The sequence below is a fragment of the Pseudomonas sp. S30 genome (assembly GCF_016518545.1).
Lineage (GTDB): Bacteria > Pseudomonadota > Gammaproteobacteria > Pseudomonadales > Pseudomonadaceae > Aquipseudomonas.
Window position 1 is genome coordinate 72,356 of record NZ_JACVTO010000020.1, and the last position, 23,310, is coordinate 95,665.

26 protein-coding genes and 1 pseudogene are annotated in these 23,310 nt (G+C 62.9%); 10 read left to right on the forward strand and 17 right to left on the reverse strand.

Annotated features, from left to right (window positions below):
* Positions 1-64: 64 nt before the first annotated feature.
* Positions 65-445 (forward strand): RidA family protein, encoded by a 381-nt coding sequence (locus IAE34_RS19845; RefSeq protein ID WP_200140649.1) that lies wholly within the window; start codon positions 65-67, stop codon positions 443-445.
* 46 nt (positions 446-491) lie between these two features.
* On the opposite strand, the gene IAE34_RS19850 is transcribed toward IAE34_RS19845, so the two are convergent.
* From IAE34_RS19850 to IAE34_RS19860, 3 genes are read right to left on the reverse strand one after another with little or no spacing between them, the layout of a single operon-like run.
* Positions 492-806, reverse strand: a complete 315-nt coding sequence (locus tag IAE34_RS19850; RefSeq protein ID WP_200140650.1) for an AtuA-related protein — start codon at positions 804-806, stop codon at positions 492-494.
* Positions 803-2,149 (reverse strand): acyclic terpene utilization AtuA family protein, encoded by a 1,347-nt coding sequence (locus IAE34_RS19855; RefSeq protein WP_200140651.1) that lies wholly within the window; start codon positions 2,147-2,149, stop codon positions 803-805. Before IAE34_RS19855 ends, IAE34_RS19850 begins: the two co-directional genes overlap by 4 nt.
* A 2-nt stretch (positions 2,150-2,151) precedes the next feature.
* A complete protein-coding gene (locus tag IAE34_RS19860; RefSeq protein WP_325101004.1) occupies positions 2,152-3,579 on the reverse strand; it encodes a CitMHS family transporter in 1,428 nt (475 codons plus the stop codon).
* Here IAE34_RS19860 and IAE34_RS19865 point away from each other — a divergent pair.
* On the forward strand, positions 3,545-4,423 hold the full coding sequence (locus IAE34_RS19865) for a LysR family transcriptional regulator (RefSeq protein ID WP_200140653.1): 879 nt from the start codon (positions 3,545-3,547) through the stop codon (positions 4,421-4,423). The genes IAE34_RS19860 and IAE34_RS19865 overlap by 35 nt on opposite strands.
* 95 nt (positions 4,424-4,518) lie before the next feature.
* On the forward strand, positions 4,519-6,519 hold the full coding sequence (locus IAE34_RS19870; protein ID WP_200140654.1) for a peptidase U32 family protein: 2,001 nt from the start codon (positions 4,519-4,521) through the stop codon (positions 6,517-6,519).
* 48 nt (positions 6,520-6,567) lie between these two features.
* Here the strand turns inward: IAE34_RS19870 and ku are convergent, their stop codons facing one another.
* The 5 genes from ku to IAE34_RS19895 all read right to left on the reverse strand — a co-directional run bounded on the left by ku (position 6,568) and on the right by IAE34_RS19895 (position 10,509).
* Positions 6,568-7,413, reverse strand: coding sequence for a non-homologous end joining protein Ku (gene ku / locus IAE34_RS19875; protein ID WP_200140655.1), 846 nt, complete (start codon positions 7,411-7,413; stop codon positions 6,568-6,570).
* An 81-nt stretch (positions 7,414-7,494) separates the two neighbouring features.
* Complete coding sequence (locus IAE34_RS19880; protein ID WP_200140680.1) at positions 7,495-8,463, reverse strand: methyltransferase; 969 nt, start codon at positions 8,461-8,463, stop codon at positions 7,495-7,497.
* Positions 8,464-8,670: 207 nt separating this feature from the next.
* Positions 8,671-8,832 (reverse strand): general stress protein, encoded by a 162-nt coding sequence (locus tag IAE34_RS19885; protein WP_200140656.1) that lies wholly within the window; start codon positions 8,830-8,832, stop codon positions 8,671-8,673.
* Positions 8,833-9,072: 240 nt separating this feature from the next.
* Positions 9,073-9,951 carry a Dyp-type peroxidase gene (locus IAE34_RS19890; RefSeq protein WP_200140657.1) on the reverse strand — a complete coding sequence of 293 codons (879 nt, stop codon included), beginning with the start codon at positions 9,949-9,951 and terminating at the stop codon, positions 9,073-9,075.
* A gap of 93 nt (positions 9,952-10,044) precedes the next feature.
* The gene (locus IAE34_RS19895) at positions 10,045-10,509 is read right to left on the reverse strand and encodes a sterol desaturase family protein (protein ID WP_200140658.1); all 465 of its coding nucleotides are present in this window, start codon (positions 10,507-10,509) and stop codon (positions 10,045-10,047) included.
* Positions 10,510-10,928: 419 nt separating this feature from the next.
* Between IAE34_RS19895 and IAE34_RS19900 the strand changes: the two genes are divergently transcribed.
* Positions 10,929-11,642 (forward strand): MgtC/SapB family protein, encoded by a 714-nt coding sequence (locus IAE34_RS19900; RefSeq protein ID WP_200140659.1) that lies wholly within the window; start codon positions 10,929-10,931, stop codon positions 11,640-11,642.
* Positions 11,643-11,651: 9 nt separating this feature from the next.
* Here the strand turns inward: IAE34_RS19900 and dksA are convergent, their stop codons facing one another.
* The 4 genes from dksA to IAE34_RS19920 all read right to left on the reverse strand — a co-directional run bounded on the left by dksA (position 11,652) and on the right by IAE34_RS19920 (position 14,636).
* Positions 11,652-12,059: an RNA polymerase-binding protein DksA gene (gene dksA, locus IAE34_RS19905; protein ID WP_200140660.1), complete on the reverse strand. Its 408-nt coding sequence runs from the start codon at positions 12,057-12,059 to the stop codon at positions 11,652-11,654.
* Between the two features lie 26 nt (positions 12,060-12,085).
* Positions 12,086-13,423 (reverse strand): dihydroorotase, encoded by a 1,338-nt coding sequence (locus IAE34_RS19910; protein WP_200140681.1) that lies wholly within the window; start codon positions 13,421-13,423, stop codon positions 12,086-12,088.
* Positions 13,424-13,602: 179 nt separating this feature from the next.
* On the reverse strand, positions 13,603-14,397 hold the full coding sequence (xth, locus tag IAE34_RS19915; protein ID WP_200140661.1) for an exodeoxyribonuclease III: 795 nt from the start codon (positions 14,395-14,397) through the stop codon (positions 13,603-13,605).
* Positions 14,394-14,636: a hypothetical protein gene (locus IAE34_RS19920; protein WP_200140662.1), complete on the reverse strand. Its 243-nt coding sequence runs from the start codon at positions 14,634-14,636 to the stop codon at positions 14,394-14,396. The genes xth and IAE34_RS19920 overlap by 4 nt, the downstream gene beginning before the upstream one ends.
* A gap of 232 nt (positions 14,637-14,868) precedes the next feature.
* Between IAE34_RS19920 and IAE34_RS19925 the strand changes: the two genes are divergently transcribed.
* Positions 14,869-15,120 (forward strand): hypothetical protein, encoded by a 252-nt coding sequence (locus IAE34_RS19925; protein WP_200140663.1) that lies wholly within the window; start codon positions 14,869-14,871, stop codon positions 15,118-15,120.
* 53 nt (positions 15,121-15,173) lie between these two features.
* On the opposite strand, the gene IAE34_RS19930 is transcribed toward IAE34_RS19925, so the two are convergent.
* The 3 genes from IAE34_RS19930 to IAE34_RS19940 form a co-directional block, all read right to left on the reverse strand.
* On the reverse strand, positions 15,174-15,350 hold the full coding sequence (locus IAE34_RS19930; protein WP_200140664.1) for a DUF6021 family protein: 177 nt from the start codon (positions 15,348-15,350) through the stop codon (positions 15,174-15,176).
* A 37-nt stretch (positions 15,351-15,387) separates the two neighbouring features.
* Positions 15,388-16,389: a DNA-binding protein gene (locus tag IAE34_RS19935; RefSeq protein WP_200140665.1), complete on the reverse strand. Its 1,002-nt coding sequence runs from the start codon at positions 16,387-16,389 to the stop codon at positions 15,388-15,390.
* Positions 16,390-16,581: 192 nt separating this feature from the next.
* Positions 16,582-17,268 carry a metallophosphoesterase gene (locus IAE34_RS19940; RefSeq protein WP_200140666.1) on the reverse strand — a complete coding sequence of 229 codons (687 nt, stop codon included), beginning with the start codon at positions 17,266-17,268 and terminating at the stop codon, positions 16,582-16,584.
* Between the two features lie 132 nt (positions 17,269-17,400).
* Here IAE34_RS19940 and IAE34_RS19945 point away from each other — a divergent pair, with 132 nt between their 5' ends.
* Positions 17,401-17,646 carry a hypothetical protein gene (locus tag IAE34_RS19945; protein ID WP_200140667.1) on the forward strand — a complete coding sequence of 82 codons (246 nt, stop codon included), beginning with the start codon at positions 17,401-17,403 and terminating at the stop codon, positions 17,644-17,646.
* A 4-nt stretch (positions 17,647-17,650) separates the two neighbouring features.
* Here the strand turns inward: IAE34_RS19945 and IAE34_RS19950 are convergent, their stop codons facing one another.
* Positions 17,651-18,127 carry a methylated-DNA--[protein]-cysteine S-methyltransferase gene (locus IAE34_RS19950; protein WP_200140668.1) on the reverse strand — a complete coding sequence of 159 codons (477 nt, stop codon included), beginning with the start codon at positions 18,125-18,127 and terminating at the stop codon, positions 17,651-17,653.
* 379 nt (positions 18,128-18,506) lie between these two features.
* Here IAE34_RS19950 and IAE34_RS19955 point away from each other — a divergent pair, with 379 nt between their 5' ends.
* Positions 18,507-19,640: an HWE histidine kinase domain-containing protein gene (locus tag IAE34_RS19955; protein WP_200140669.1), complete on the forward strand. Its 1,134-nt coding sequence runs from the start codon at positions 18,507-18,509 to the stop codon at positions 19,638-19,640.
* Between the two features lie 181 nt (positions 19,641-19,821).
* A complete protein-coding gene (locus IAE34_RS19960) occupies positions 19,822-20,328 on the forward strand; it encodes a hypothetical protein (RefSeq protein ID WP_200140670.1) in 507 nt (168 codons plus the stop codon).
* Between the two features lie 54 nt (positions 20,329-20,382).
* Here IAE34_RS19960 and IAE34_RS19965 read toward each other — a convergent pair whose 3' ends face one another.
* A complete protein-coding gene (locus IAE34_RS19965) occupies positions 20,383-20,892 on the reverse strand; it encodes an acyloxyacyl hydrolase (RefSeq protein WP_200140671.1) in 510 nt (169 codons plus the stop codon).
* Positions 20,893-21,228: 336 nt separating this feature from the next.
* Here IAE34_RS19965 and IAE34_RS24590 point away from each other — a divergent pair.
* Positions 21,229-21,619, forward strand: a pseudogene (locus IAE34_RS24590) (integrase).
* A 32-nt stretch (positions 21,620-21,651) separates the two neighbouring features.
* Complete coding sequence (locus IAE34_RS19970) at positions 21,652-23,238, forward strand: ABC-F family ATPase (protein ID WP_200140672.1); 1,587 nt, start codon at positions 21,652-21,654, stop codon at positions 23,236-23,238.
* The last annotated feature ends 72 nt before the right edge of the window (positions 23,239-23,310 follow it).

Genomic DNA, 23,310 nt, shown 5'->3' on the forward strand with positions numbered 1-23,310 from the left:
ACTCGACCCCTGCGAGTGGCTCGCGTAGGCTTGCGCTTTTTCCTCATCAGCAAGGTAGCGAACCATGGCCCAGACAGGCATCACCTTCACGCCCGACCCGGACGTCGAGTCCATTTCTTCCGATGTCGCCGAATACAACGGCGTGCTGGTGACCACGCAGATTCCAGTGCGCGCCGACGGTGAACTGGAGCTGGGCGATATCGCCACCCAGTGCGAATGTACCCTGCAAGCGCTCAAGGATGCCCTCGAACGCGCCGGAAGCTCCATGGATCGGGTGCTGCACCTGACCATCTACCTGACCGACATGGCCGACCGCGCGGTGTTCAACCAGGTCTACCAGCGCTTCTTCGCCAAGCCCTGGCCGGTGCGCGCCGCGGTTGGCGTAGCAGCGCTGGCCTTCGAAGGCATGAAGGTCGAGGTCACGGCCATGGCAGCCAAGGGCTGACATTTGAGCCGCCGGCGGGTCCAGCGATTCGCCTGCGGCACAACGATCAGATCTGCATGGCCAGCAACGCGGCGCCCAGGCACTTGCCATGGGCATCCAGCGCCAACGAGCGCGTCACGCCACCGCGCAACAGGCCGGGCAGAACGAAGTTCAGCGCCTTGAGCCCAGGTACTTCGTAACGCAGCACCGGGCCTGCCGACTCATCGCGCAGGTGGGCGAACCAGGCCGCCACCCGCTCGGCCGTGAGCCTCTGCTCGAGCAGCGAGTAATCCTCTTCGCGGTAGGCGATCACCGAAATGTTCGAGGTATCGCCCTTGTCCCCGGTGCGGGTGTGGGCGAGCGTGTGCAAAGGCTGGCTCATGGGCAGCGCTCCAGATGGACCTTGGGAGCCGTCAGCTCTCGGGAAACGAACAGGCTGGCCACCGCCAGCACCTCGCGCACCTGCCGGGTAGCGCCACCCCCGCCAGCCGGACCGTTGGTGTACAAGGTCTCGACCTCGTTGGCGACCGCCTGGGCAGCACTCCGGTCGCAGCAGCGCGCCGCGACGCGCAGGCGGACCTCCCAAGGCTCGCCGCCCTGCCCGAATGTGCTGCCATGCAGCGAGTCGACCCCCATCAGGTCACAGCGCAGGTCCTCGCAGACCACACCTGTCAGTGCCAAACGCTCCTGCACGATGCGTCCGGCCAGGCGCGCCCGTGCAACGGCATTGGGGCCACCATAGGAAATCTGCCCCTCGCCGATCCAGCCATCGCGATAGCCCACGGTGACCTTGAGCTGTGAGGGGCGCTCCCTACCGCCCCCCCCACTGACACGCACCTGGTCCGGTCCGCAGACCTCGAAACGCACGGCGGAAAAGTCGGCGGTGACGTCCGGCGTCAGGTAATGCCGCGGGTCATGCACCTCGTACAGCAGTTGCTCGGTACAGGTCGCGACATCGATGCGCCCGCCGCTGCCAGCGACCTTGCCCAGCGTGGCCAGGCCGTCGGCATCGATCTCGGCGAAGGGGAAGCCTAGCCTGGCCAGGCCAGGCACCTCCTTCACGCCTGGATCGGCGAAGTAGCCGCCGCTGACCTGGCCGGCGCATTCCAGCAGGTGCCCTGTCAGGGTGCCCCGGCCGCGGCGCTGCCAGTCCTGCGCAGCCCAGCCGAAATGGTGCACCTGCGGCGCCAGGAACAGGGACGGATCGGCGACGCGCCCAGTGATCACCACATCGGCATCCTGGGCCAGCGCCTGGACGATGCCTTCCACGCCCAGATAGGCATTGGCCGATACCAGTCGCTGGCCGAGGTCGGCGACGGTCTGGCCATTGTCCAGCAGCCACTCAGGGTGGCGGATCAGGATCGGCAGTACATCGTCGCCCTCCACTGCCGCGACCTTCAGCCCGTGCAGGCCCAGTTCCGTGGCGATCCGAAGCACCTCGGCCGCAGCGCCCCGGGGATTGGCCGCACCCATGTTGGTGATGATGCGCAGGCGACGTTCGGTATTGCGCGTGTAGGGCAGCACCGCGCGCATGCGCGCCGCCAGCAGCGGGTCGAAACCACCGGCCGGATCGTCCAGGCGCGCCTGCTGGGCCAGGGCGATGGTGCGCTCGGCCAGGCATTCGAAGATCAGGTAGTCCAACCGGCCGTGACGCGCCAGTTCCACCGCAGGTTCGAGGCGGTCGCCGGAATAGCCGGCACCGGCACCGATTCGCAAGGTATTCATGTTCAGAAGACTCCCAATGCCAGCGCGGCCAAGGTCATCAGCACGGACGCGGCGAACAGAAATGGCAGGGTGAAGCGCTGATGGTCGGCCAGATCCAGCTTGCACAGCCCCACCAGCAGGAACGTGGCCGGGGTCAGCGGGCTGACGGGGAACCCGGTGGTGTGCACCCCCAGCAAGGACGCCTGGGCCACCTGTACCGGGTCGACACCCAGGGAGCGACCGACCTCGGCGATCACCGGCATCACCCCGAAATAGAACGAGTCAGGGTCGAACAGCAGGCTCAGGGGCATGGACACGAACCCCACCAGCGCCGGGATCAATCGACCATGCCCTGCCGGGATCTGCTGCACTGCCACCTCGGCCATGGCCTTGAGCATGCCGGTGCCTTGCATGATGCCAGTGAACACGCCGGCAGCCAGAAGGATGCTGGCCATGGTCAGGGCCGTCTTGGCATGGGCATCGATGCGCTCGCGCTGGTGCTCCACGCGCGGGTAGTTCAGGCACAGTGCAGCGACGGTGCCGAGCATGAACATCACCACCGGGTCGACCCAGCCGGCGATCATCACGGCCATCACCACCAGGGTCAGCAGCAGATTCGGCCAGAACAGCCGCGGGCGGCGCAGTAACTGCTCCTCGGCGCTCAGCAAGCGCTGTGGCGCAATTCCGCCCGGCGCCCCGGCAGTGAGCCCCAGGCGCTTCTCCTCACGGCGACCCAGCCAATAGGCGCAGGCAAAGACGAACACCAGCCCAACGACCTGCACCGGTATCAACGGCTGGAACAGCTCGGCGACCGACACGTGCAGCGCGGCGGAGGAGCGCAATACCGGGCCGGTCCAGGGCAGGAAGTTGACCCCTGCGGCCATCGCCGCCACGCAGGCCAGGATCCTTCGGTCGATCCCCAGTCGCGTGTACAGCGGCAGCATCGCCGGGACCGTGACCAGGAACGTCACCGCACCCGAGCCATCCAGGTGCACCAGCAGCGCCAGCAGCGCGGTGCCCATGACGATTCGGGTAGGGCGCGTACCCACCGCGCGCAGAATGCGATCGATGATCGGATCGAGCATTCCGGCATCGGTCATGACACCGAAGAACAGGATGGCGAAGATGAACATGCCGACCACCGGGGCGACGTTCTTGATGCCCGCCAGAATGAAGCCGCTGGTCTGCAGGCCGAACCCCGCCAGCAACGCGGCGGCGATGGGAAAGGCGATCAGTGCGACCAGGGGTGAGAGACGTTTGCTCATCACTGCGATGAGCAGCGACAGGATGGTAATGACGCCGTACAGGGCGAGCATAGGGTGGCTCCGAATTGTTTTTGTTGTTGTGCCGAGTATCGGAATCCTTGGTGCGGCGTGTAAATTGCAATTTACCCACCTGCACATTCGAAAAAACACAATGAAAAACGCCCTGCAGCACATTCGTGCGTTCATCACCGTGGTCGAACACGGCAACTTCGCGCGCGCTGCCGATGCGCTGCACTTGTCGCCCTCCGCGTTGACCGTGCAGATCCGCCAGCTCGAAGCCTGGCTGGGCGTGCTGTTGCTCGAACGCAGCCCACGCCATGTCGCCCTAACCGCCGCAGGCCGCGAAGCATTGCCGGCGATGGAGAAGCTGCTGCTGGACCTGGCGAACATCGTCTCCGCCAGCCACGGCCTGGCCGCTGTGCGCCGCGGGGTGGTGACGGTGGCCGCGCTGCCCTCGCTCTGCGCAGGCGCGCTGGCCGAGCGTCTGGCAGTGTTTCAGCAGGCGTATCCCGGCATCGAAGTGCGTCTGCGCGACCTGGTGGCCGAGCGCATCGTCGAGCGCGTGCGCGACGGCGATGTGGATTTCGGGTTGGGCGTGCGCAGCCGATTCGACCACGGGCTGAACTTCACGCCGCTGCTGCACGATCGTCTGTCTCTGTTCGTACCGGCGGATCATCCGCTGGCCAACGGTCCGCTGAACCTGGTGGCGCTGGAGGGCCAGCCCATGGTGCTCACCGGCCGTGACAGCAGCGTGCGCACGCAAATCGAACAGTTGTTCCGCACGCGGGGCCTGACCCTGCATGTCGCCCTGGAAGCCAACTACATGTCGACCGTTCTGGCCCTGGTGCGCAACGGGCTGGGCATCACCTTGCTCCCGGAGTCGGCCGACGACGGCCTAGGCCGCCTGGTACGGCGCCACCTGGACGAACCCGCCCTGCAGCGAGAACTGGGCGTGATCACGCGCAGCGAAACCAGCTTGTCGCCGGCCGCGCAGCGCCTGATCGAGTGCCTGGGGCAGATCGAGCGCTGAACGCCCGCCGCTCCCGCATGGCAGCCAAGGGTGCGACCCGAGCGTTTCATCGCTACAATGCCGGCCAAACCGTGCCAGCCCGAACCTATAACGTCATGTCCCTTCCAAAGAACCACCTGGAACTGCTCAGCCCTGCCCGCGATGTGGCCATCGCCCGTGAAGCGATCCTGCATGGCGCCGACGCCATCTACATCGGCGGCCCCAGCTTCGGCGCGCGACACAACGCCTGCAACGAGGTCGCCGAGATCGCCGAGCTGGTCGAGTTCGCCCGGCGCTACCACGCCCGCGTGTTCACCACGATCAACACCATCCTCCATGACAACGAGCTTGAGCCGGCCCGCGCGCTCATCCATCAATTGTACGACGCGGGCGTGGATGCACTGATCGTCCAGGACCTGGGCGTCATGGAGCTGGATATCCCGCCGATCGAGCTGCATGCCAGCACCCAGACCGATATCCGCACTCTGGAGCGCGCTAGGTTCCTCGATCAGGCCGGTTTCTCGCAGCTGGTGTTGGCGCGCGAGCTGAATCTGCAGCAGATCCGCGCGATCGCCTCCCAGACCGATGCGGCCATCGAATTCTTCATCCATGGCGCACTGTGCGTGGCGTTCTCGGGACAGTGCAACATCTCCCACGCCCAGACCGGTCGTAGTGCCAACCGCGGGGATTGCTCCCAGGCCTGCCGGCTGCCCTACACCCTCAAGGACGACCAAGGTCGGGTGGTCGCCTTCGAGAAGCACCTGCTGTCGATGAAGGACAACAACCAGACCGCCAACCTGCGTGATCTGGTCGACGCCGGCGTGCGCTCCTTCAAGATCGAGGGCCGCTACAAGGACATGGGCTATGTGAAGAACATCACCGCCCATTATCGCCGCGAACTGGACGCCATCCTGGAAGACCGCACCGACCTGGCCCGTGCTTCCAGCGGGCGTACCGAGCACTTCTTCATCCCCGATCCGGACAAGACCTTCCACCGCGGCAGCACCGACTACTTCGTCAGCGACCGCAAGATCGACATCGGCGCCTTCGACTCGCCCACCTTCACCGGGTTGCCGGTCGGGGTGGTGGAGAAGGTCGGCAAGCGCGACCTGATGGTGGTCACCGAGGTGCCATTGACCAATGGCGACGGTCTCAACGTGCTGGTCAAACGCGAGGTGCTCGGGTTTCGCGCCAACATTGCCGAGCCGCGTGGTCAGTTCGAGGAAAATGGCCTGCAGCGCTACCGCTACCGGGTAGAACCGAACGAAATGCCCGAAGGCCTGCACAAGCTGCGCCCCAATCACCCGCTGTCACGCAACCTGGATCATGACTGGCAGCAGGCGCTGCAGCGCACTTCGTCGGAACGCCGGGTCGGTGTGCAGTGGCTGGCCGTGCTCACCGAACGGCGCCTGGCCCTGAGCGTCACCAGCGAGGAAGGCATCACCGCACAGGTGGCGCTGGAGGGCCCGTTCGGCCTGGCCAACAAGCCACAGCAAGCGCTCGATCAGCTGCAGGACCTGTTGGGTCAGTTGGGCACCACCCAGTATCACGCCGAACGGATCGACTTGGACGCACCCCAGGCCTACTTCATCCCCAACTCGCAGCTCAAGGCCCTGCGCCGCGAAGCCATCGAGGCGCTCACCATCGCACGGATCGCCGCTCATCCCAGGGGCCGGCGCAAGGCCGAGACCAGTCCACCCCCGGTGTATCCCGAAGCGCACCTGTCGTTTCTTGCCAACGTCTACAACCAGAAGGCACGGGATTTCTACCACCGCCACGGGGTGAAACTGATCGACGCCGCCTATGAAGCCCACGAGGAGCACGGGGAGGTGCCAGTGATGATCACCAAGCATTGCCTGCGCTTCTCTTTCAACCTGTGCCCCAAGCAGGCCAAGGGGGTCACGGGCGTGCGCACCAAGGTCGCGCCCATGCAGCTGATCCACGGCGATGAGGTGCTGACCTTGAAGTTCGATTGCAAACCCTGCGAGATGCACGTGGTCGGGCGGATGAAAGACCACATCATCGACCTTCCGTCACCGGGCAGTGCCGTCAGTTCAGTGGTGGGGCACATCAGCCCTGAAGATCTGCTCAAGACCATCGTGCGCGCGCCGCACTGACGCCTGACACGTCATTCTGCGCGGGGTGCTCCAAAGCCCCCGCTGGACCTAGGAGGCCTTGCGCGAGCGCTTGGTGGCCTTTTTTGGCGCGGCCTCCGATTTGCCCTTGCCACCCAGGCTGCGCTTGAGCAGCTCGGTGAGGTCGAGGATGTCCGCGCCTTTTTCGCCTTTGCCGTCCTGCCCCTTGGCCACCTTGGCGATCTTGCCCTTGCTGGCTTTTTCTTCCACCAGCTCCATGATGGTTTCGCGAAACGCATCGTGATAGTCGCCAGGCGACCAGGGTCCGCTCATGTCCTCGACCAGACGCCGGGCCATGTCCATCTCCTTCTTGTCCAGCTTGACGTCGGTCACGCTGGTATCGAGCTCCAGGCTGTCGATACCGCGCACCTCGTCGGGCCAGCGCAAGGTGATCAGCACCAGCGCATCATCGAGCGCCCGCAGCAGCGCCAGGTGCTGGCGGGTATGCAACACCACGGTGGCCAGGGCGACCTTGCCGCTCTTGGCTAGGGTCTCGCGCAGCAAGGCATACACTTTTCCGCCCCGTTTATCAGGGCTCAGATAATACGGTGTATCGAAATGCTGAAGGGGAATCTCTCCGGCATCGACGAACGAGAAGATGTCGATGGTCTGCGTCGCTTCGGGTCGAGCCTTGCGAATCTCCTCCTCGCTGATGACCACATAGCGGCCCTTCTCGTACTCCACGCCCTTGACCACGTGTTCCTTGGCGATGTCCTTGCCGGTCACCTTGTTGATTCTCTTGTACCCCACCGGCTCCATACTGCGCTGGTCGAGCCAGTCGAAGTCGATCCGCTCGCTGCGCACGGCAGTGTTGAGCGACACCGGAATATGCACCAGGCCGAAACTGATCGCGCCTTTCCAGATTGCACGGGCCATGCGGCCTCCTATTGAGAGAGTTGTCGATTTGCCTTGGCATGGAATGATCAGCATGACTGAATCGGCCGATACCTCAAGGCCTCAGCGCCGCCGCGTGACGGTCAGCAACACGGCGGCGATCCGCTCCACGTGCTCATAGCCGGGCTCTGCCAGATGCCCGCCTGCCACATCCGCGTCCAGCTCGCGGTATCCCCAGCTCCATGCAGGCGCACTCAGACGCGAACGAACAGCGTCCAGAAACACATCACGCCCCTCCACTACGGCGGCCCCCGTGTGCAACAGCAGCGTACCGCCGAGCGAAAGCCGTTCGCAGGCCTGGTCGAGAATCCGCAACGATGACTGCATGCCCAGCCCGCCGCCACCGTGCAGATACTTGCGCTGCTGGACATCGAACAGATAAGGAGGACTGGCAACGACAAGGTCGAACAGGGTGCCCTGTTTCTCTAGCGCATCGATCGCGTCCAGCGTCAGATTGTCGACCTTGGCCAACTCGGCATTGATCGCGGTGTAACGCAATGCCCGTAGGTTGGAATCCACTGCGCGAACTTGCGCATGGGGGGCGGCGCGGGCGATCAGCAGGGCACCAGCGCCGGTACCACAACCGATTTCAAGCGCGTGCATCACAGGCGTGAGTCTGCTGCGCAAATGCTCTTTGATGCACCGCGCAAATCGGTAGCAGTCGGGGCCGAGCACGACTGCATCCGGACTGTCGGCAGGATGGGCCGAGTGCAGCAACAACAGCTCGTCGAGCTTGGACCAGCGGACACGGCTGCGCAGCATCGAGCCCAACTGTTCTACGGCCTGGGCGGCGCGCAACTGCTCGAGTTCATCGGGCGAGATCAATGACGGCGCGAAGCACCGATTCCATCCGAATACATCGCGCAAGGTGTAGGCGTGCTGGGCGCTACGGCGCGAATTGTTGAGGGCATGAGTCGCAGGGCTGACGCAGGTGAAATGGTAACCGTCGGTTTGCAGGCGACGACCGAGTTGCAGCAGGGCCTGATCGGCCGCGGCGTGCTCGTTGCTGGGCGAAGTCACACGGAATTCCATATGCCGCATGCTGAATCGGCGATGAATGAAGCTTGGCTCGGCGCGGGGTTGGGTGTCTGCACCGTCATGCCGGACTCCTATGTTGAAATCAGACGCATATGAGCGATATGCCAGGCGCACGGGATACTTGTTGCCCGAACGATGGCCCATCGCGCCATGAAGGGGGTGTGCGGCAGTGCCGGGATACCCCAGCACTGCCTGGCGCGCCTATGAACGGCCACCCTTGTGGCTCGTGTCGCCTTTTTTGCCACCACTGGAGCTTTGTCCACTTTTGCGTCCCGCTTCGGAAGCCTTCTCCCGGTCGTTTGCGAAGTTGCCAGAATTGGTGTTGCCACCCTGACTGCCAGGCTTGCTCTGATTGTTGGCCATGGTCCTGAACCTCTTGCGGTTGTGGATTGGGTACGGACACGTGCCGTACACAATTTGGGAGTGCAGCCACAGCCGGCGATTCGTTTTATCCAGCCGCCAACGGACCAGCGGCGCTAAAGGTGCGAAAAGGGTTATTTGGGGCAGCAATCTTGTGCTCGACGCGCAGAATGTGGATCAGGGGCTTGGGCTCGCGCTACCCTACCTGGCACACTGCCGTGATCAACCCTGGCCGATGAAGACTCATCCCAGGAGTGGGCTCAGATCGACAGCGTTCTGCCCCATCGGCGGGCACCAGTAATAGCCGCCGGTCAAGGGACGGCTGAATCGGTACAACGCATCGACCACACCATCCTCCAGACCGCTCATGCGCCGCAGCTGGGCTTCGAACGCATCGAACGAGCGCCCCAGTGCGACGAAGGCCAACCCGGCGCCCCGGGTATCGGCCCAGGACACCGAGCGTCGCACCATGAACGCTTCGGGCGCGTAGCTTTCCTGAGCGGTACGTTTGACATGGGCAGACTCCGGGGCCGCGTCGAGCTCTTCGTTGTCGCTCAAGCGCCTGCCGATGATGTCGTCCTGTTCAGGCTGTGGCAGCGACTTGAAGTAGTGCATGTCGTGCTTCCAGAGCTGAACGGCAGCGAAGCTGGACCCCGCCATCTGGCCAGCCTGTGAGGGCACGATGGCAGCCTCGACCGCCTCCTCGTCCCGCGGGTTCTCGGTCCCGTCTTCGTATCCAGTGAGGTCGCGCCCGCCGCGGTGCAGAAACCCATCGACGCTGTCCACCAGGCTGAACGCCGGAGCCAGCAACTGTTCGAGCGCCTGCGCGCGCAGGTACAGGTCACCGCGCTCATCGCTACGCAGCCATAGCCACAGCGCATGCTGCGTGGCGGGGTTCGGCACGGCCGCGTCCAGCTGCGGGAAGCTGCGAAGGCCTGGCACGTCGCGCCCCAGGGCCTGGGCCAGTGGCCTGCCCACGCCCAGAATCAGGTCGCTGCCGTCCACCTCGGGCAGCAGGGCATCGAGCACTGCCGGCAGTGCCTCCAACCTTTGCAGGTCGAAGAACAGATGACAGGCATGGACCGGAATCGGGGTGGCGAGCAAACCTTGCTGGAACGACATGACGCGCTGATCCTTCGACAAAAAACGCGAATCCTACTGCGCAGCGCCTGGTCTCGCAACGCGCAGGCCGACGCTGCAGTCAGCAAGCCCGGATCAGCCGCGGCGGCGTTCGCGTAACTGGCGCTTGAGGACCTCGAAAGGAGGGGCGTAGAAGAACCCGAACGACACGCTGTGCTTGCGGCCCTTCACCGCGTGGTGCAGGCGATGCGCTCGGTAGAGCCGCCGCAGATACCCGTGCATGAACCGGGGCTGGCGTGGCCAGTGCCGATGGAACAGCCCGTCGTGGGCCAGCACATATAGCAGCCCGTACCCCGCCACGCCCGCGCCCACCCATTGCAAGGGGGCATGGCCGGCCCTGCCCAGTGCCACCAGGGCCGTGGCGAACAGCGCCAGGGCCAGCAGGTACAGATCGTTGGTTTCAAGCGTACCGAGCCGGGGCTCGTGGTGCGAGCGGTGCAGCCACCAGCCCCAGCCGTGCATGACGTACTTGTGGGCCAGTGTGCCGACACCCTCCATGGCCACGAGCGTGCCGAGCAGCACGAAAAGGTTGAACAGCATGGGACGGTCCGGCGCAGAGAACGAAAGTGGCAAGGGTACCATCGCTGAACAAAGCTTCGAAATCGGTAGGACGTTTCGGCGATGAAGGCATTGTCATCAAACTGCCCTTGATCGATGGCCCGCTCGGGGGTAAGGTCCGCAGCGCAATTTCGCATCCCACCAGGAGTTCCGCATTGGACAGTAGCCCCAGTCGATTGCGACAGGTCCACACGGCAAGCTAGTCCGGCAGTCCTCCTGCCCGCTGTCTTGCCGAGCATGGCAGATGGCGGCAGCACCCCTGTTCTGGTGTTCCCCTCCCCCTCGCTTCATTCATTCGCCTGCTCCAGGCGCATGTCGTGGTCCTGCGCACTCATTCATTTCATCGGCGTCACACGCTCAGTGCCGCCAGACGGGCGCAAGCCCGCGGAAAGAGGTTTGCTATGGATTGGAAAGTCTTCCTGCTGCGCGTCAGCGTGGCACTCGCCCTCGGCGCGCTGATCGGCGCCGAACGTCAACTGCGTCAGCGCCTGACCGGCCTGCGCACCAATGCGCTGGTCAGCACTGGCGCCTGTCTGTTCGTATTGATGACCCAGGCGGTACCCGGCATGGAGCCCAGCGACGCCTCGCGTATCGCAGCCTATGTCGTGTCGGGCATCGGCTTTCTCGGCGGCGGTGTGATCATGCGCGACGGCTTCAACGTGCGCGGCCTGAACACTGCCGCGACCCTGTGGTGCACCGCTGCCGTTGGAATCCTGTGCAGCCTCGGGCTACTGCTCGAGGCGACGCTGGGCAGCCTCACGGTGCTGTGCGCCAACATCCTCCTGCGAGACATCGCCCAGCGCCTCGATCGCCAGGACGTGGTCCCGGCCAGCGAGGTGGAACAGCAGTTCGAGGTGCGCATCGTCTGCCGCACCGAAGACGAGATCCAGGTCCGCAGCCTGATGCTGCACAGCCTGAGCGATCCCGGGCTGCGCCTGCAATCGCTGCACAGCGAGGACCTGCCCGACGCCCAACGCCTGGAAGTGCGCGCCGAGCTGCTCGGCTCGCCCCAGGCACCGGCTCAACTGGAGCGTCTGGTCAGTCGGGTAAGCCTGGAGAAAGGCGTCAGCGCGGTGCGCTGGCAGCGCCATGCGCAGCCGGAGCTTGCCGACTGACTGCATGCCTCAGGCGCCCTCGCGGGTGTGCCGCTCACGCTGTTCCTGACGCTCCTTGGCTTCGAAGCACAGGGTCGCGGTAGGCCTCAACAGCAGGCGGCGCAGCCCGATCGGTTCGCCGGTTTCCTCGCACCAGCCATAATCGCCTCGGGCCAGACGCTCCAGCGCCTGGTCGATCTTGTCGAGCAGACGTTTTTCCCGCTCCAGCGACCGCAACTGCCACTGGCGCGCCTCCTCGGCACTGCCCAGGTCGGCCGGGTCGCTGTGCACTTCCTGCTCGCGTAGCGCGCGGAACTCCTGGTCGATGCGCGCCTGCAAGTCGGTACGCTGGGCCAGCAGCAGGTTGCGGAAGAATTGTCGCTGAGGCTCGTTCATGTAGGCCTCGGGGGCCTGGCCAAGCAAATCGTCTTCGGTCATGGGTCATGCTCGTGCAAGAAGAAGGGTCATCGGTCGAACTCCAACGCCAGCCCTTGGCAGTCCGCCTGCACCTGACCCTGGTGCCAGGCGAGCTGGCCGGAAACCAGCGTGGTACGCACGGCGTGATCGAAGGCGTGGTGCTGCAATGGTGTCCAGCCGCAATGGGCCAGCACAGCGTCGTCAGTCACGGCACGCGGGGTCTGCAGGGCTTCGACCAGCACCAGATCGGCCCAGTAGCCCTCGCGCACGAAACCGCGATCCCGGATACCGAACAGTCGAGCCACCGCGTGGCTGGTCTTTTCAACCATCTTGGGCAGGCTCAGCACGCCCTCGGCCACCAGTTGCAGGGCAGCCGGCAAGGCATGCTGCACCAGGGGCAGGCCAGAAGGTGCCTGGGCGTAGGGGCGCTGCTTGTCTGCCAGGGTGTGGGGGGCATGGTCGGTGCCGATCACGTCGATCACGTCGCCTGCCAGCGCCAGGCGCAAGGCATCACGGTCCGAGCGGCTCTTGATCGACGGGTTGCACTTGATCAAATGGCCCAGCTGGGCGTAATCGCGGTCGTCGAACAGCAGATGATGCAGGCACACCTCGGCGGTGATGCGCTTGTCGCATACCGCACCTGAAGCGAACAGAGCCAGCTCTCGGGCGCTGGTCAGGTGCAGGACATGCAAGCGCGTGCCCAGGCGACGCGCCATGGCCACGGCCAGCGAGGAGGAGCGATAGCAAGCGTCGACATCGCGAATCAGCGGATGCGCGCAGGCTGGAATCTCATCGCCATGTTCGGCGCGCCACCGCGCTTCGTTGGCCAGGATGCTCGGGGTGTGCTCGCAATGGGCCAGCAGGATCGTCGGGCAGTCGCTGAACAGGCGCTCGAGCACGACGGGATCGTCGACCAGCATGTTGCCTGTGGAGGCCCCCATGAACACCTTCACTCCGGCGACCTCGCGTGGATCCAGGGCCGCGATGGTATCGAGGTTGTCGCGACTGACGCCGAAGTGGAAGCCGTAATTGGCCCGAGCGCCGGCGGCGGCGCGACGTTTCTTGTCGACCAGTGCTTCCAGGGTCAAGGTGGCAGGATCGGTATTGGGCATGTCCATGAAGCTGGTGATACCGCCGGCCACCGCAGCGCGCGACTCGCTGGCCAGCGTGCCCTTGTGAGGCGCGCCCGGTTCACGAAAGTGCACCTGGTCGTCGATCATTCCAGGCATCAGCCACTGACCCTGGGCATCGATCTGCCGCCGAGCACGGACACCCTCGATGCTCGAGGCGATCTTGTCGATACGCCCGCGCGTCACCTGCACATCGGCCTCGAAGATTCGTCCTTCGTTGATGACGCGGGCGTTGCGTATCAACAGGTCGACCATCATGGCCACTGCGCCGAGCCGGCAAGCGCTGTGGCGATGCAGAGCCACGATGGCAGGATGCCGCGATTGTGGAATGAGAGCTGGGAATACATGTCGAGAGCCCGAGGTAAGAACGATCTCTAAATGCTACGTTATAACGTAGCTTTTTCAAGCTCTTTCCTTGGGCTGCCGAAATGACCTCAGGACTGCTTGCGCGCCGCCAGCTCGATCCATACAGGCGCATGGTCACTGGCCTTGGGTTCATTGCGCACCCACGCATCGACGCCCACGCGCTGCAAGTAAGGTGCGAGGGCAGAATTGAGCAGCAGGTGATCGATACGCAAGCCGCAGTTGCGCGCCCAGTGGTTACGGAAATAGTCCCAGAACGTGTAGACCTGTGTATCCGGGTGCAGATGGCGCACTGCATCGACCCAGCCCTGCTCGAGCAGACGCTGATAACGGCTGCGCGATTCGGGTTGAAGCAGTGCATCCTTCAGCCATGAGCGCGTATCGTACACGTCCAAGTCGGTGGGTATCACGTTGTAGTCGCCTGCCAACACCACAGGATGCTCACTCTGTTGCAGGTGGTGCGCATGCTCGATGAGTCGATCGAACCAGCGCAGCTTGTAGTCGAATTTCGGTCCCGGTTGAGGATTGCCGTTAGGCAGATATAGGCAGCCGACCACAATACCCTGCACGGCCGCTTCGAGATAGCGCGCCTGTTCGTCCTGCTCCATGCCTGGCAGCCCACGACGAATCTCCAGCGGCTCGCTGTCACGCGCCAGAATCGCCACCCCGTTCCACGACGGCTGCCCCTGGTACAGACAACCATAGCCTGCCGATTCCAACGCACCACGCGGAAAGGCCTTGTCGGCGGCCTTGAGCTCCTGAAGGCACACGACATCCGGCCGCTCTCGATCCAGCCAGGCCAGCAACGCAGGAAGCCGACTGCGAATGCCATTGAGGTTGAACGTGGCGATCTTCAGCGCCTTCATGTGTTCGGATCGCTCACATGGCAGCGGACCGCCTCGTCCACTGCGTCCATATGTGCCTGGTCAGCCAGAGCCTTGAGTGCCAGCCAATCGTCCCACGCCAGGGCCCCCTCGTCCCGCAAGGCCTGGGCGGTGTGGAGCAAGCCTTGGTGATACGCGTCGGGCGACGCCTGCCGATAACTGGCGTCGTCGTACTGCGCATACCACTGGGCGAGTTCGGGAAGGGTACGGTCGATACTCATGAAGGCGATCCTCACGCGGGGCGATACAGGTGTGAGCCCCCTGCCCCGTCAACGTTCAACGTCCGCGGCTGGAGAAAATTCAAACTTTCAACGCCGTTTCGGGCTCAACCGGATGCGACGCTACCGTCGCGTTCACCGATCTTGCCGGTGTGTACTGACCTGTTGAATCGGCCAGGCCGCTCGGGTTCAGCCCCCGGCAGAATGAGTCACCAGAGAATGGAAGAGACTTGCCATGAGCAACGATGAACTGCGAACCGAGGTATTGACCCGACTGCGACACGCCCACCCAAATGGGCTGGGCAAGGAAGTGCTGGACAACTACCGTGGAGAGAAAGCCGTGGCCGGAATGCTTCGGACGCTGCAGACGGAGGGGCTTATTCATGATGGCAGCGTCATCGAGGCGCCGGGTCATGAAGTCGATCTGCACTACCCCATCAAGCTGACCAGCGCGGGCGTGGAAGCGGCGAAGAAAGTAGAGGCCTGACCTGCCCGACCCGGCGCCCGATCAGCGAGGCGCCGGAGTCTATACAGGGTGTGTCAGTGCTTGCTCTTCTTTTCCCTGTCCCTGGGCGGTATGGACGGGCCTTCAGGGTCCACCTGCGGATCCCCCAGATCCGGCGAGTCCGGATCGAATCCCAGATCTCCTTTCTTCGAACTGTTCTGCGAAGAGTGCGGGCCCTGCTGCGGTTGAGTAGGACGCTTGTGTTCGGTCATGGTCGGCTCTCCAGGCGAATGTCTAATGCAGAGCGCGTCAGCGGTCGGAAGTTTGATTTATCTGCGACTCGGCGTCCTTCACGGCGAGCAGTTCTGCGTACTGTCGCTCGCTCAGGGCCGCCCGCTCCTGCAGCCGCTCTATGGTCAGCATCTGATCGATGTTCTCGTCGCGCAGATTAGCGAGCGCTTGTCGATCGAGTTCCCATTGCCGCCGCAGCTCCTCACTAGCACCCTGGGCTTGCGCCAGAATCGAGCGCAGGCCCTGGACTTGGGCATCGCGCTGTTCCAGCTGCGCCTCATGACGCGTGGACTGCGCCTGGTGTTGGCGAGTCTCGGTCAACAACCGCTCATTGTCCCGGTGCGCTCGCGTGAGTTCTTCCTGGCGCACGACCATCCCTTGCTGCAACTGGCGCAGCTCCACCTGCAATTGCTGGACCTGGGCTTCATGCCGCCGCTGATCCTGGTCGCGTTGCTCGCGGCTGGCACTGCGGTAGTGCTCCAGGGCATCCCGGGCGTTGCGATGTTTGTCTTCCAGAGAGCGAATGTGTTCGTCCTTGTCGGCCAAGCGCTCCTGCAACTGGGCCACGGACTGATTGAGCGTCGCCCCCCGCAGTTGCTCCGCCTGCAGGCTGGCGAGGGCCGTTTCGAGCTGTTCCGACTGTGCCTGCAAGGCACTGGCCTGGATCTGCTCACGCTGGTGCGCATCAGCCAATGCCTGGCGTGCCTCCTGCAACTGCGCCTGCACTTGTGTCATCTGCTCGTCGAACAAAGCCTGCGCCTCTATCAGTCGCGCCTCGGCTTCCTCGCGCAACTGCTCTGCCACCTGTTCCACATAACGGCCCAGGGTATCGCTCAGGGCCTGTGAAGCGATCGCCGGCGCCGAGGCTTCGAGTTCCTTCATGTAACGATGGATCGTGGTTTTCGACCCTGTATTACCGAGCTCGATGCGGACGGCGTCGATGCTGGGATGCTCGCCGCGGGCAAGAATCGCCTGCCGGGCCTGCTGCACCACAGCTTTGTTGATACCGCCACGGGCCATCGCTGCCTCCTATGATTTCGTAATGTGTTACGTACCATGTAATTACATACTACAAACTGCCGATTTTCCACTTAAATTTCTCGAAAGCAACACAGTGAATAATCGCGGGTTATCGAATATCAGGCAAAAAAAGCCCAGCGAGCAGGACGCTGGGCGTACGGTTGGTTGCATGAGCGGTCGGATCGAGGAATTTCAGGTCGCAGGCGTGACCAGAGTGAGCGACGCGATGTTCAAAAGTGAAAAGAACCCGCTGCTCCACCCTGCGGTGTCCAGATGCCAGACGTTACCCAGCACGCGGGGAGTGCCGACCGGCGTATGCCCTACCACCACCGCGTCGATGCCTTCGATGAGGCTGGCATCCTCCGCCCTGAGTCGCCGCCGCGACCACTGGCACACCTCTCGCACCTGCGGATCGTCGTTTTCCAGACTCTCTTGCAACTGCTGCCACGTGGCAAAGGGGCTGTCCGCATGAATCAGCCCCACTGCGCCGAAAGCCGTCTGCACCTGCATGGCCACCGGTAACGCTTCGAGTCGGTCAGCGATGCGCGCCTGCTCCTTCTGGGGCAAATCCAGAAACCAGGCGCCTCCTGCCGATCGGTACATCCGCAGGTCGACATGACCGCCCCGGGCGTGAGTGATCGCCAGGGCTTCATGATTCCCCTGCACGGCGTGGAACCAGGGCAGATCCAGCCATTCGAGCACGCGCGCGCTGTCCGGCCCGCGATCGATCAGGTCGCCCACGCTGAACAGCCTGTCGACGCCTGGATCGAACCCAGCCCGGTCCAAGGCTTGCTGCAAGCGATCGAAATGGCCATGAATATCGCCGACCGCCAGATCACGGCCCGCCGTATTGGCCGGCACCGTTCTGAAAGCACTCATTACCTACTCTGACCTCACAACGTCCCGTTCTGTAGAGAATGGCACATTGCCCATTGGTGGATCAGAGTTTCTCGGTGTAAAAGGCAGGCGGCAGGCGTATGGTGAGCGTTCTTGAACCAAGGATGGAACCGCGTGAAATACCTGCTGCTGATCCTGGCCAGCTACGCCGGCTGTCACTACCTGGTCGGCCTGCTCATTCGTGGCAGGCTCGCCGATATCGCCGACGGGCTACGGTATCGTTCAGACGCGCCCACACCGGGTGAATATCTGCGCGAGGTCGAGGCCTCTGCCCGCCTCGCTCACCGGCAGTACACGCTGTTCGCAGGTACAGTGCTCAGCATGCTGTTGTGCGCGCTGGCCTGGTGGTTCGGAGGGTGAATGGTCAAAACAGCGGCAGGCTCTGCCGCCCTTCCAGTGCCAGAAGATAGCGCTTGGCCTCCAGCCCACCCGCGAACCCGGTCAGGCCACCTGTCATGCCGATCACACGGTGACACGGCGCGATGATGGAAATCGGGTTGCGGCCATTGGCGGCGCCCACCGCGCGCACCGCTGCCGGGCTGCCGATCTGCTGGGCGATATCTGCATAACTGCGAGTCTCGCCGAATGGGATGGTGAGCAAGGCTGACCACACTCGTCGCTGGAATTCGGTGCCTGCGAAATCCAGTGGCAGGTCGAAATGCCGCCGCTGCCCGGAAAAATAGGCCTGCAACTGAGTGCTCGCTTCGCTGAGAACGGCCTCTCGGTCGTCGCGGTACAATTCGCCGAGGCGCACCCTGTCAGCGCGCTCATGCTCCCACAGCACCGCGGCCAGGCACTCATTGCGCGCGACGAGAGTCAGGACGCCGAGCGGTGATGGCATAAAGGTATAAGCAAGGTGCACGGTTTTTTCCGCCCGTCGAAATGCCTGAAACAGTAGCGCCCAACAGCGACGCGAACCAGTTTTTTACACCTGTATATCTTTGCGACAATATCTTCACGACATTTTCACTTGGGCACTGGCAAGGTTGAGCCACATCCGTGAAATACTTCGCCCGCCCTCCCCAGCGGGCTTTTCTTTGCCCGTGATTCGCTGGCGAGCGGTCGACGCCCCCTCTGTCGTTGGGCCTAAGCCGGCACTTCGCTTGGCGGTCGCCGGGTTTTCAAGCATCATGTGGCCTTATCGACCTGGTGATCACCCCGTGATGGCTAGATCGTGTCCGTTTTCGCGGCCCCCTCTGTCCGCTTCGAGTGAAATGACGATGCCCGAACTCATCGATGAGTTTCGCAGGAAAGCGCTGGGCGTCATGGCTAGAGGCGGGCCGGTGGTTCCACTGCTTGAAGCCTTCGTCCAGACGCTACAGACCGCAATGCCCGGCATCACAGTGGGTCTTACCGTGCTGGACAAGCCTGGCAGGACCTTCCGTCACGCCATCTTCCCGGCATTGCCTGCTCATTTCGCTGCGAGCCTGACGGGCAATCGCATCACTGGCACGCGCGGCTCGTGCGGCATGGCGGTCATGACGGGACGGCCGGTCGAAGTGCCAGATGTCGCCTCCGACCCCCGCTTCTCCGACGAGTGGAAAGCGCTGTTCCGCGAGCACGACCTGCATGCGCTGGTGTCGTTTCCGGCGGTGAGCGAGGAAGGTGTCGTACAGGGCAGCCTGGCGGTGATTCATCCCCCAGGTATGCCGCTGACTGTGGAGCAGAGAACGCTGTTGCGCCACGCCACGCAGTTGTGCGTGGACCTCTTCGCCTACAGCAGGAGCCAGGAAGCCGCGAAGATCCTGATCGAGGAACTCGATCACCGAATGCGCAACCTGTTCACCACCATCGGTGCCATGGCGGTTTTTACCTCCCGACACTACCCCCAGCCCAAAGAGTTCCGCCGAGTATTCGAAGGGCGCCTGATCATGATGCAGAAGTCGCATGCCTTGGCCGTCACCCATCATCAGACGGATCTGCTGACGCTGCTGCAGGATACTCTTGCCCCATACAGTTGCACCCATCGGACACTGCTCGACGGGCCGCAGATCGACCTGGCCCCGGAGGCCGCCTCGTCCATCGCCCTGGTGGTTCACGAGCTGTCCACCAATGCCGCCAAGTACGGCGCCTTCTCCCAGCCTGGTGGCACGCTGAACGTCGAGTGGACACTAAAGGCCTGTGAAGAAGACGGCCAGCGCTTCAATCTCGTCTGGAAGGAAGGCAACGGCCCGCCGGTGGCCCAGCCGACTCACAAGGGTTATGGCACCTTGATGATCAGCGGCAGCCTGCGCAATGCCTTCGATGCCAGTGCGAGTCTCGCCTACGACCCCTTGGGCTTCAGTTGTTCGATTCACGCGCCTTTCACCGCCAGGCTCGGCTCGGTGGCACCCGCCACTGACGCGCCAGCGTGAACCGAGCCAGTGCTAGTCTTTTCAGACAGAGCCTAAGGCTAACGACCAGTCTTCGCTCGCCCCCACGCCAGATTGGCAGCATTTGCTCAGAGCCATACGCTTGATGAATCGATACCGCTAAAGATTAAGCGGCTCCTGCCGAAGTCGAGATGAATGACTATCGATTGGGGAAACCTGCGTAATGAAGCTCAGTGGCGTACAAGAATCTTTAACCGGGACGCAAGCAGCATTGGCATCCACAGCTTCGGTCCAGCCAACCACAAGCACGACTGATGCCGAGGCCAGCGCGGCCAGCGCGGCCAGCGGGATTGAAACCCAGGAATCGGTACAGCGCGGTAAACCTGGCGTGGTTGTCGACCTGTCGAAACTGTCGCTGGAAAAGCTCAAGGGCGAAAAGGATTCCAACAAGGACATCGATGACAGCAGCCTGCCTCCTGTCACCAAGGAGACGCTGAAGAATATTCGCAGGATAAAAAAGCAGATTGAAGAGAAACAGGCCGAATTGCGGGCGATCGAGCAAGATGCCCGCCTTGACCCACAAACGCGCAGAGCCCGGACGATGTTGATTCAGGGCGCCATCAAACTGCTGCAAAGTGCACTCAATGCTGCGAATGCGGCACTGGTCAAGCAAATGAAAGACATGGAGAAAGATCAAGCCAGAGAGGCAGCCAACCTGGCCCTGAAATAAAGGCCAGGGTCGCTCGCCAGGCGGGCCCGACCCTGGGGTCGGGCTGCAAGACCATCAAATCTGGTGGCTATAGAACAGCGAGTAAGACTCGATACCGTCGTTCGGCTGCTTGATACTGGCGTTGGAATAGTGAATCGCGCGAATACCGACTTTCTGCGTCTCGCCGATTTTCAGTCCCGCACCGATGCGATCCTCGAAGTTGAATGCCGAGCCGAAGTTCTGGTCCCCTGCCGATGTGCCCGAGAACACCGCCAGGCCAATACCGGCTTCGATGAAAGGTTTCACGTTGCCACTACCGAACTCGTAGACGAACACCGGTGCGAACGACAGAGAATGGGTACCGCCTGCCGCATCGCCTGCTTCCCAATAGGTATAACCCGCATCCCAGTAGCCGGTGAGACGACCGGTGCTGGTTTCGAACCAGCTCTTGTCCCAACCAAAGCCCATGCCCACGCGCGCGGTCAGGCCGCCCTGGCTGGTAGCGCCGATTGCCCCGGTCAGCTCGGCGGCATGTGCGCCCGCAGCGCAAAGGGTCAGCAGTGCTGCAGCGATGATTTTTTTCATGATCACGGAATTCCTGAGGATTATTTTTCGCATGGCTGAGAATCAAACTGCCATCAAATCGTTCCGTGAAATCTGAAATATTTTGAAAAAAATGAACTGCCCGGTTTAGCTGCTTTGAACCCTCGCCTATAGGGTCTGTGTCGAGTCGATCGAGCAATCCCTGCTGCTCCGGCCTCTGGACAAGGCGCGAGCGTTGCTGGGTGCTCAGATGAGTGAGTGAGTCCTGGAATCAGCAACGAAGTGCGTACCAGCGCTTGATGTCGATGTATCCGCTACCGGCCAGGGTGCATGGACATTAGGTCCCGGCTGGAACTGTGGTGGTTCTGGGTGGGCCGAATGCCCTCTGGTCAGGCCTGGCGGATGACGACGCTTCGATGCCTGGCATCCAGATCGGCCCACCCGCACAAGCCCTTGCGTTGCAAAGGGCAAAGGTAGGCTGTGGATCAACGAGCCAGGTGTTACAATCCTCTACTTCAAATCGGCGCTCAAGGCGCTGAACATCCGTGAACGCCGCCCGTACGACACCCGCCACACCTACGCAACCCTGTGCCTCATGGCTGGAATGAACCCTGCGTTCATCGCGAACCAGTTCGGCCACAGCTTGGTGATGTCGCACTCTACCCAAGCGAAATGGATCAGCTCCTCCTCGGATTTGAGGGAGCTGGAGAAGCTGCCGCCCCTAGTCGAATTGGCCCAACATTGGCCCAAAGCGGACGAGAGGGCCTAAATACACCTCTGGAACCCCCGCAGGACAAGCACTTGATTTCTACAGCCAACATCACCATGCAGTTCGGCTCCAAGCCGCTGTTCGAGAACGTCTCCGTCAAATTCAACAACGGCAACCGCTACGGCCTGATCGGTGCCAACGGCTGCGGCAAGTCGACCTTCATGAAAATCCTCGGCGGTGATCTGGAGCCGAGCGCGGGCCAGGTCATGCTCGAGCCCAACACGCGTCTGGGCAAGCTGCGCCAGGATCAGTTCGCCTACGAGCAGTTCAGCGTCATCGACACGGTGATCATGGGCCATGGCCAGCTGTGGAAGGTCAAGGCCGAGCGTGACCGCATCTACTCGCTGCCGGAAATGACCGAAGAAGACGGGATGGCCGTTGCGGAGCTGGAAACCGAGTTCGCCGAAATGGACGGTTACACGGCCGAATCTCGCGCAGGCGAACTGCTGCTGGGCCTGGGGATTCCCCTGGAGCAGCATTTCGGACCGATGAGCGAAGTGGCACCGGGCTGGAAGCTGCGAGTGCTGCTGGCCCAGGCGCTGTTCTCCGATCCGGACGTACTGCTGCTGGACGAACCGACCAACCACCTGGACATCAACACCATCCGCTGGCTGGAAAACGTGCTGACCGCGCGCAACAGCACCATGGTGATCATTTCCCACGACCGCCACTTCCTCAACAGTGTCTGCACCCACATGGCCGACCTGGACTACGGCGAGCTGCGCCTGTTCCCGGGCAACTACGACGAGTACATGACGGCGGCCACCCAGGCCCGTGAGCAATTGCTGTCCGACAACGCCAAGAAGAAAGCGCAGATCGCCGAGTTGCAGACCTTCGTCAGCCGCTTCTCGGCCAACGCCTCCAAGGCCAAGCAGGCCACCTCGCGCGCCAAGCAGATCGACAAGATCCAGCTGGCCGAAGTCAAGCCGTCCAGCCGGGTCAGCCCGTTCATCCGCTTCGAGCAGACCAAGAAACTGCACCGTCAGGCCGTGGTGGTGGAAAAGATGGCCAAGGCGTTCGACGACAAGGTGCTGTTCAAGAACTTCGACATCACCGTGGAAGCCGGCGAACGGGTCGCGATCATCGGCCCCAACGGCATCGGCAAGACCACGCTGCTGCGCACCCTGGTCGGAGAGCTGCAGCCAGACGCCGGCTCGGTGAAGTGGACCGACAGTGCCGAGGTTGGCTACTACGCCCAGGATCACGCCCACGACTTCGAAGACGATGTCAGCCTGTTCGACTGGATGGGCCAATGGACCACCGGCGAGCAGGTCATCCGCGGCACCCTGGGGCGCATGCTGTTCTCCAACGACGAGATCCTCAAGTCGGTCAAGGTGATCTCAGGGGGTGAACAGGGTCGCATGCTGTTCGGCAAGCTGACCCTGCAAAAGCCCAATGTGCTGGTGATGGACGAACCGACCAACCACCTGGACATGGAATCGATCGAGGCACTGAACCTGGCCCTGGAGAACTATCCGGGGACCCTGTTGTTCGTCAGCCACGACCGCGAGTTCGTTTCCTCGCTGGCCACCCGGATCATCGAGCTGTCGGCCGACGGCGTCGTCGATTTCAGCGGCACCTACGATGATTATCTGCGCAGTCAGGGCGTGGTGATTTAACGATGTCGACAAGGCCGACGACGCCTGCTGCGTTCGTCGGCCTTGTCGAGGTCGTGCCTGGCATCCCGACCA

Coding starts and splice junctions, on each gene's coding strand:
- ku (WP_200140655.1), bottom strand. CDS start 7,413: ATGGCCCGTGCAATCTGGAAAGGCGCGATCAGTTTCGGCCTGGTGCAT.
- IAE34_RS19920 (WP_200140662.1), bottom strand. CDS start 14,636: ATGAGTATCGACCGTACCCTTCCCGAACTCGCCCAGTGGTATGCGCAG.
- IAE34_RS19960 (WP_200140670.1), top strand. CDS start 19,822: ATGAAGCTCAGTGGCGTACAAGAATCTTTAACCGGGACGCAAGCAGCA.
- IAE34_RS19940 (WP_200140666.1), bottom strand. CDS start 17,268: ATGAGTGCTTTCAGAACGGTGCCGGCCAATACGGCGGGCCGTGATCTG.
- IAE34_RS19845 (WP_200140649.1), top strand. CDS start 65: ATGGCCCAGACAGGCATCACCTTCACGCCCGACCCGGACGTCGAGTCC.
- xth (WP_200140661.1), bottom strand. CDS start 14,397: ATGAAGGCGCTGAAGATCGCCACGTTCAACCTCAATGGCATTCGCAGT.
- IAE34_RS19950 (WP_200140668.1), bottom strand. CDS start 18,127: ATGCCATCACCGCTCGGCGTCCTGACTCTCGTCGCGCGCAATGAGTGC.
- IAE34_RS19850 (WP_200140650.1), bottom strand. CDS start 806: ATGAGCCAGCCTTTGCACACGCTCGCCCACACCCGCACCGGGGACAAG.
- IAE34_RS19930 (WP_200140664.1), bottom strand. CDS start 15,350: ATGACCGAACACAAGCGTCCTACTCAACCGCAGCAGGGCCCGCACTCT.
- IAE34_RS19865 (WP_200140653.1), top strand. CDS start 3,545: ATGAAAAACGCCCTGCAGCACATTCGTGCGTTCATCACCGTGGTCGAA.
- IAE34_RS19900 (WP_200140659.1), top strand. CDS start 10,929: ATGGATTGGAAAGTCTTCCTGCTGCGCGTCAGCGTGGCACTCGCCCTC.
- IAE34_RS19965 (WP_200140671.1), bottom strand. CDS start 20,892: ATGAAAAAAATCATCGCTGCAGCACTGCTGACCCTTTGCGCTGCGGGC.
- IAE34_RS19935 (WP_200140665.1), bottom strand. CDS start 16,389: ATGGCCCGTGGCGGTATCAACAAAGCTGTGGTGCAGCAGGCCCGGCAG.
- IAE34_RS19955 (WP_200140669.1), top strand. CDS start 18,507: ATGCCCGAACTCATCGATGAGTTTCGCAGGAAAGCGCTGGGCGTCATG.
- IAE34_RS19895 (WP_200140658.1), bottom strand. CDS start 10,509: ATGCTGTTCAACCTTTTCGTGCTGCTCGGCACGCTCGTGGCCATGGAG.
- IAE34_RS19855 (WP_200140651.1), bottom strand. CDS start 2,149: ATGAATACCTTGCGAATCGGTGCCGGTGCCGGCTATTCCGGCGACCGC.
- IAE34_RS19870 (WP_200140654.1), top strand. CDS start 4,519: ATGTCCCTTCCAAAGAACCACCTGGAACTGCTCAGCCCTGCCCGCGAT.
- IAE34_RS19890 (WP_200140657.1), bottom strand. CDS start 9,951: ATGTCGTTCCAGCAAGGTTTGCTCGCCACCCCGATTCCGGTCCATGCC.
- dksA (WP_200140660.1), bottom strand. CDS start 12,059: ATGACCGAAGACGATTTGCTTGGCCAGGCCCCCGAGGCCTACATGAAC.
- IAE34_RS19885 (WP_200140656.1), bottom strand. CDS start 8,832: ATGGCCAACAATCAGAGCAAGCCTGGCAGTCAGGGTGGCAACACCAAT.
- IAE34_RS19925 (WP_200140663.1), top strand. CDS start 14,869: ATGAGCAACGATGAACTGCGAACCGAGGTATTGACCCGACTGCGACAC.
- IAE34_RS19880 (WP_200140680.1), bottom strand. CDS start 8,463: ATGGAATTCCGTGTGACTTCGCCCAGCAACGAGCACGCCGCGGCCGAT.
- IAE34_RS19860 (WP_325101004.1), bottom strand. CDS start 3,579: ATGAACGCACGAATGTGCTGCAGGGCGTTTTTCATTGTGTTTTTTCGA.
- IAE34_RS19910 (WP_200140681.1), bottom strand. CDS start 13,423: ATGGTCGACCTGTTGATACGCAACGCCCGCGTCATCAACGAAGGACGA.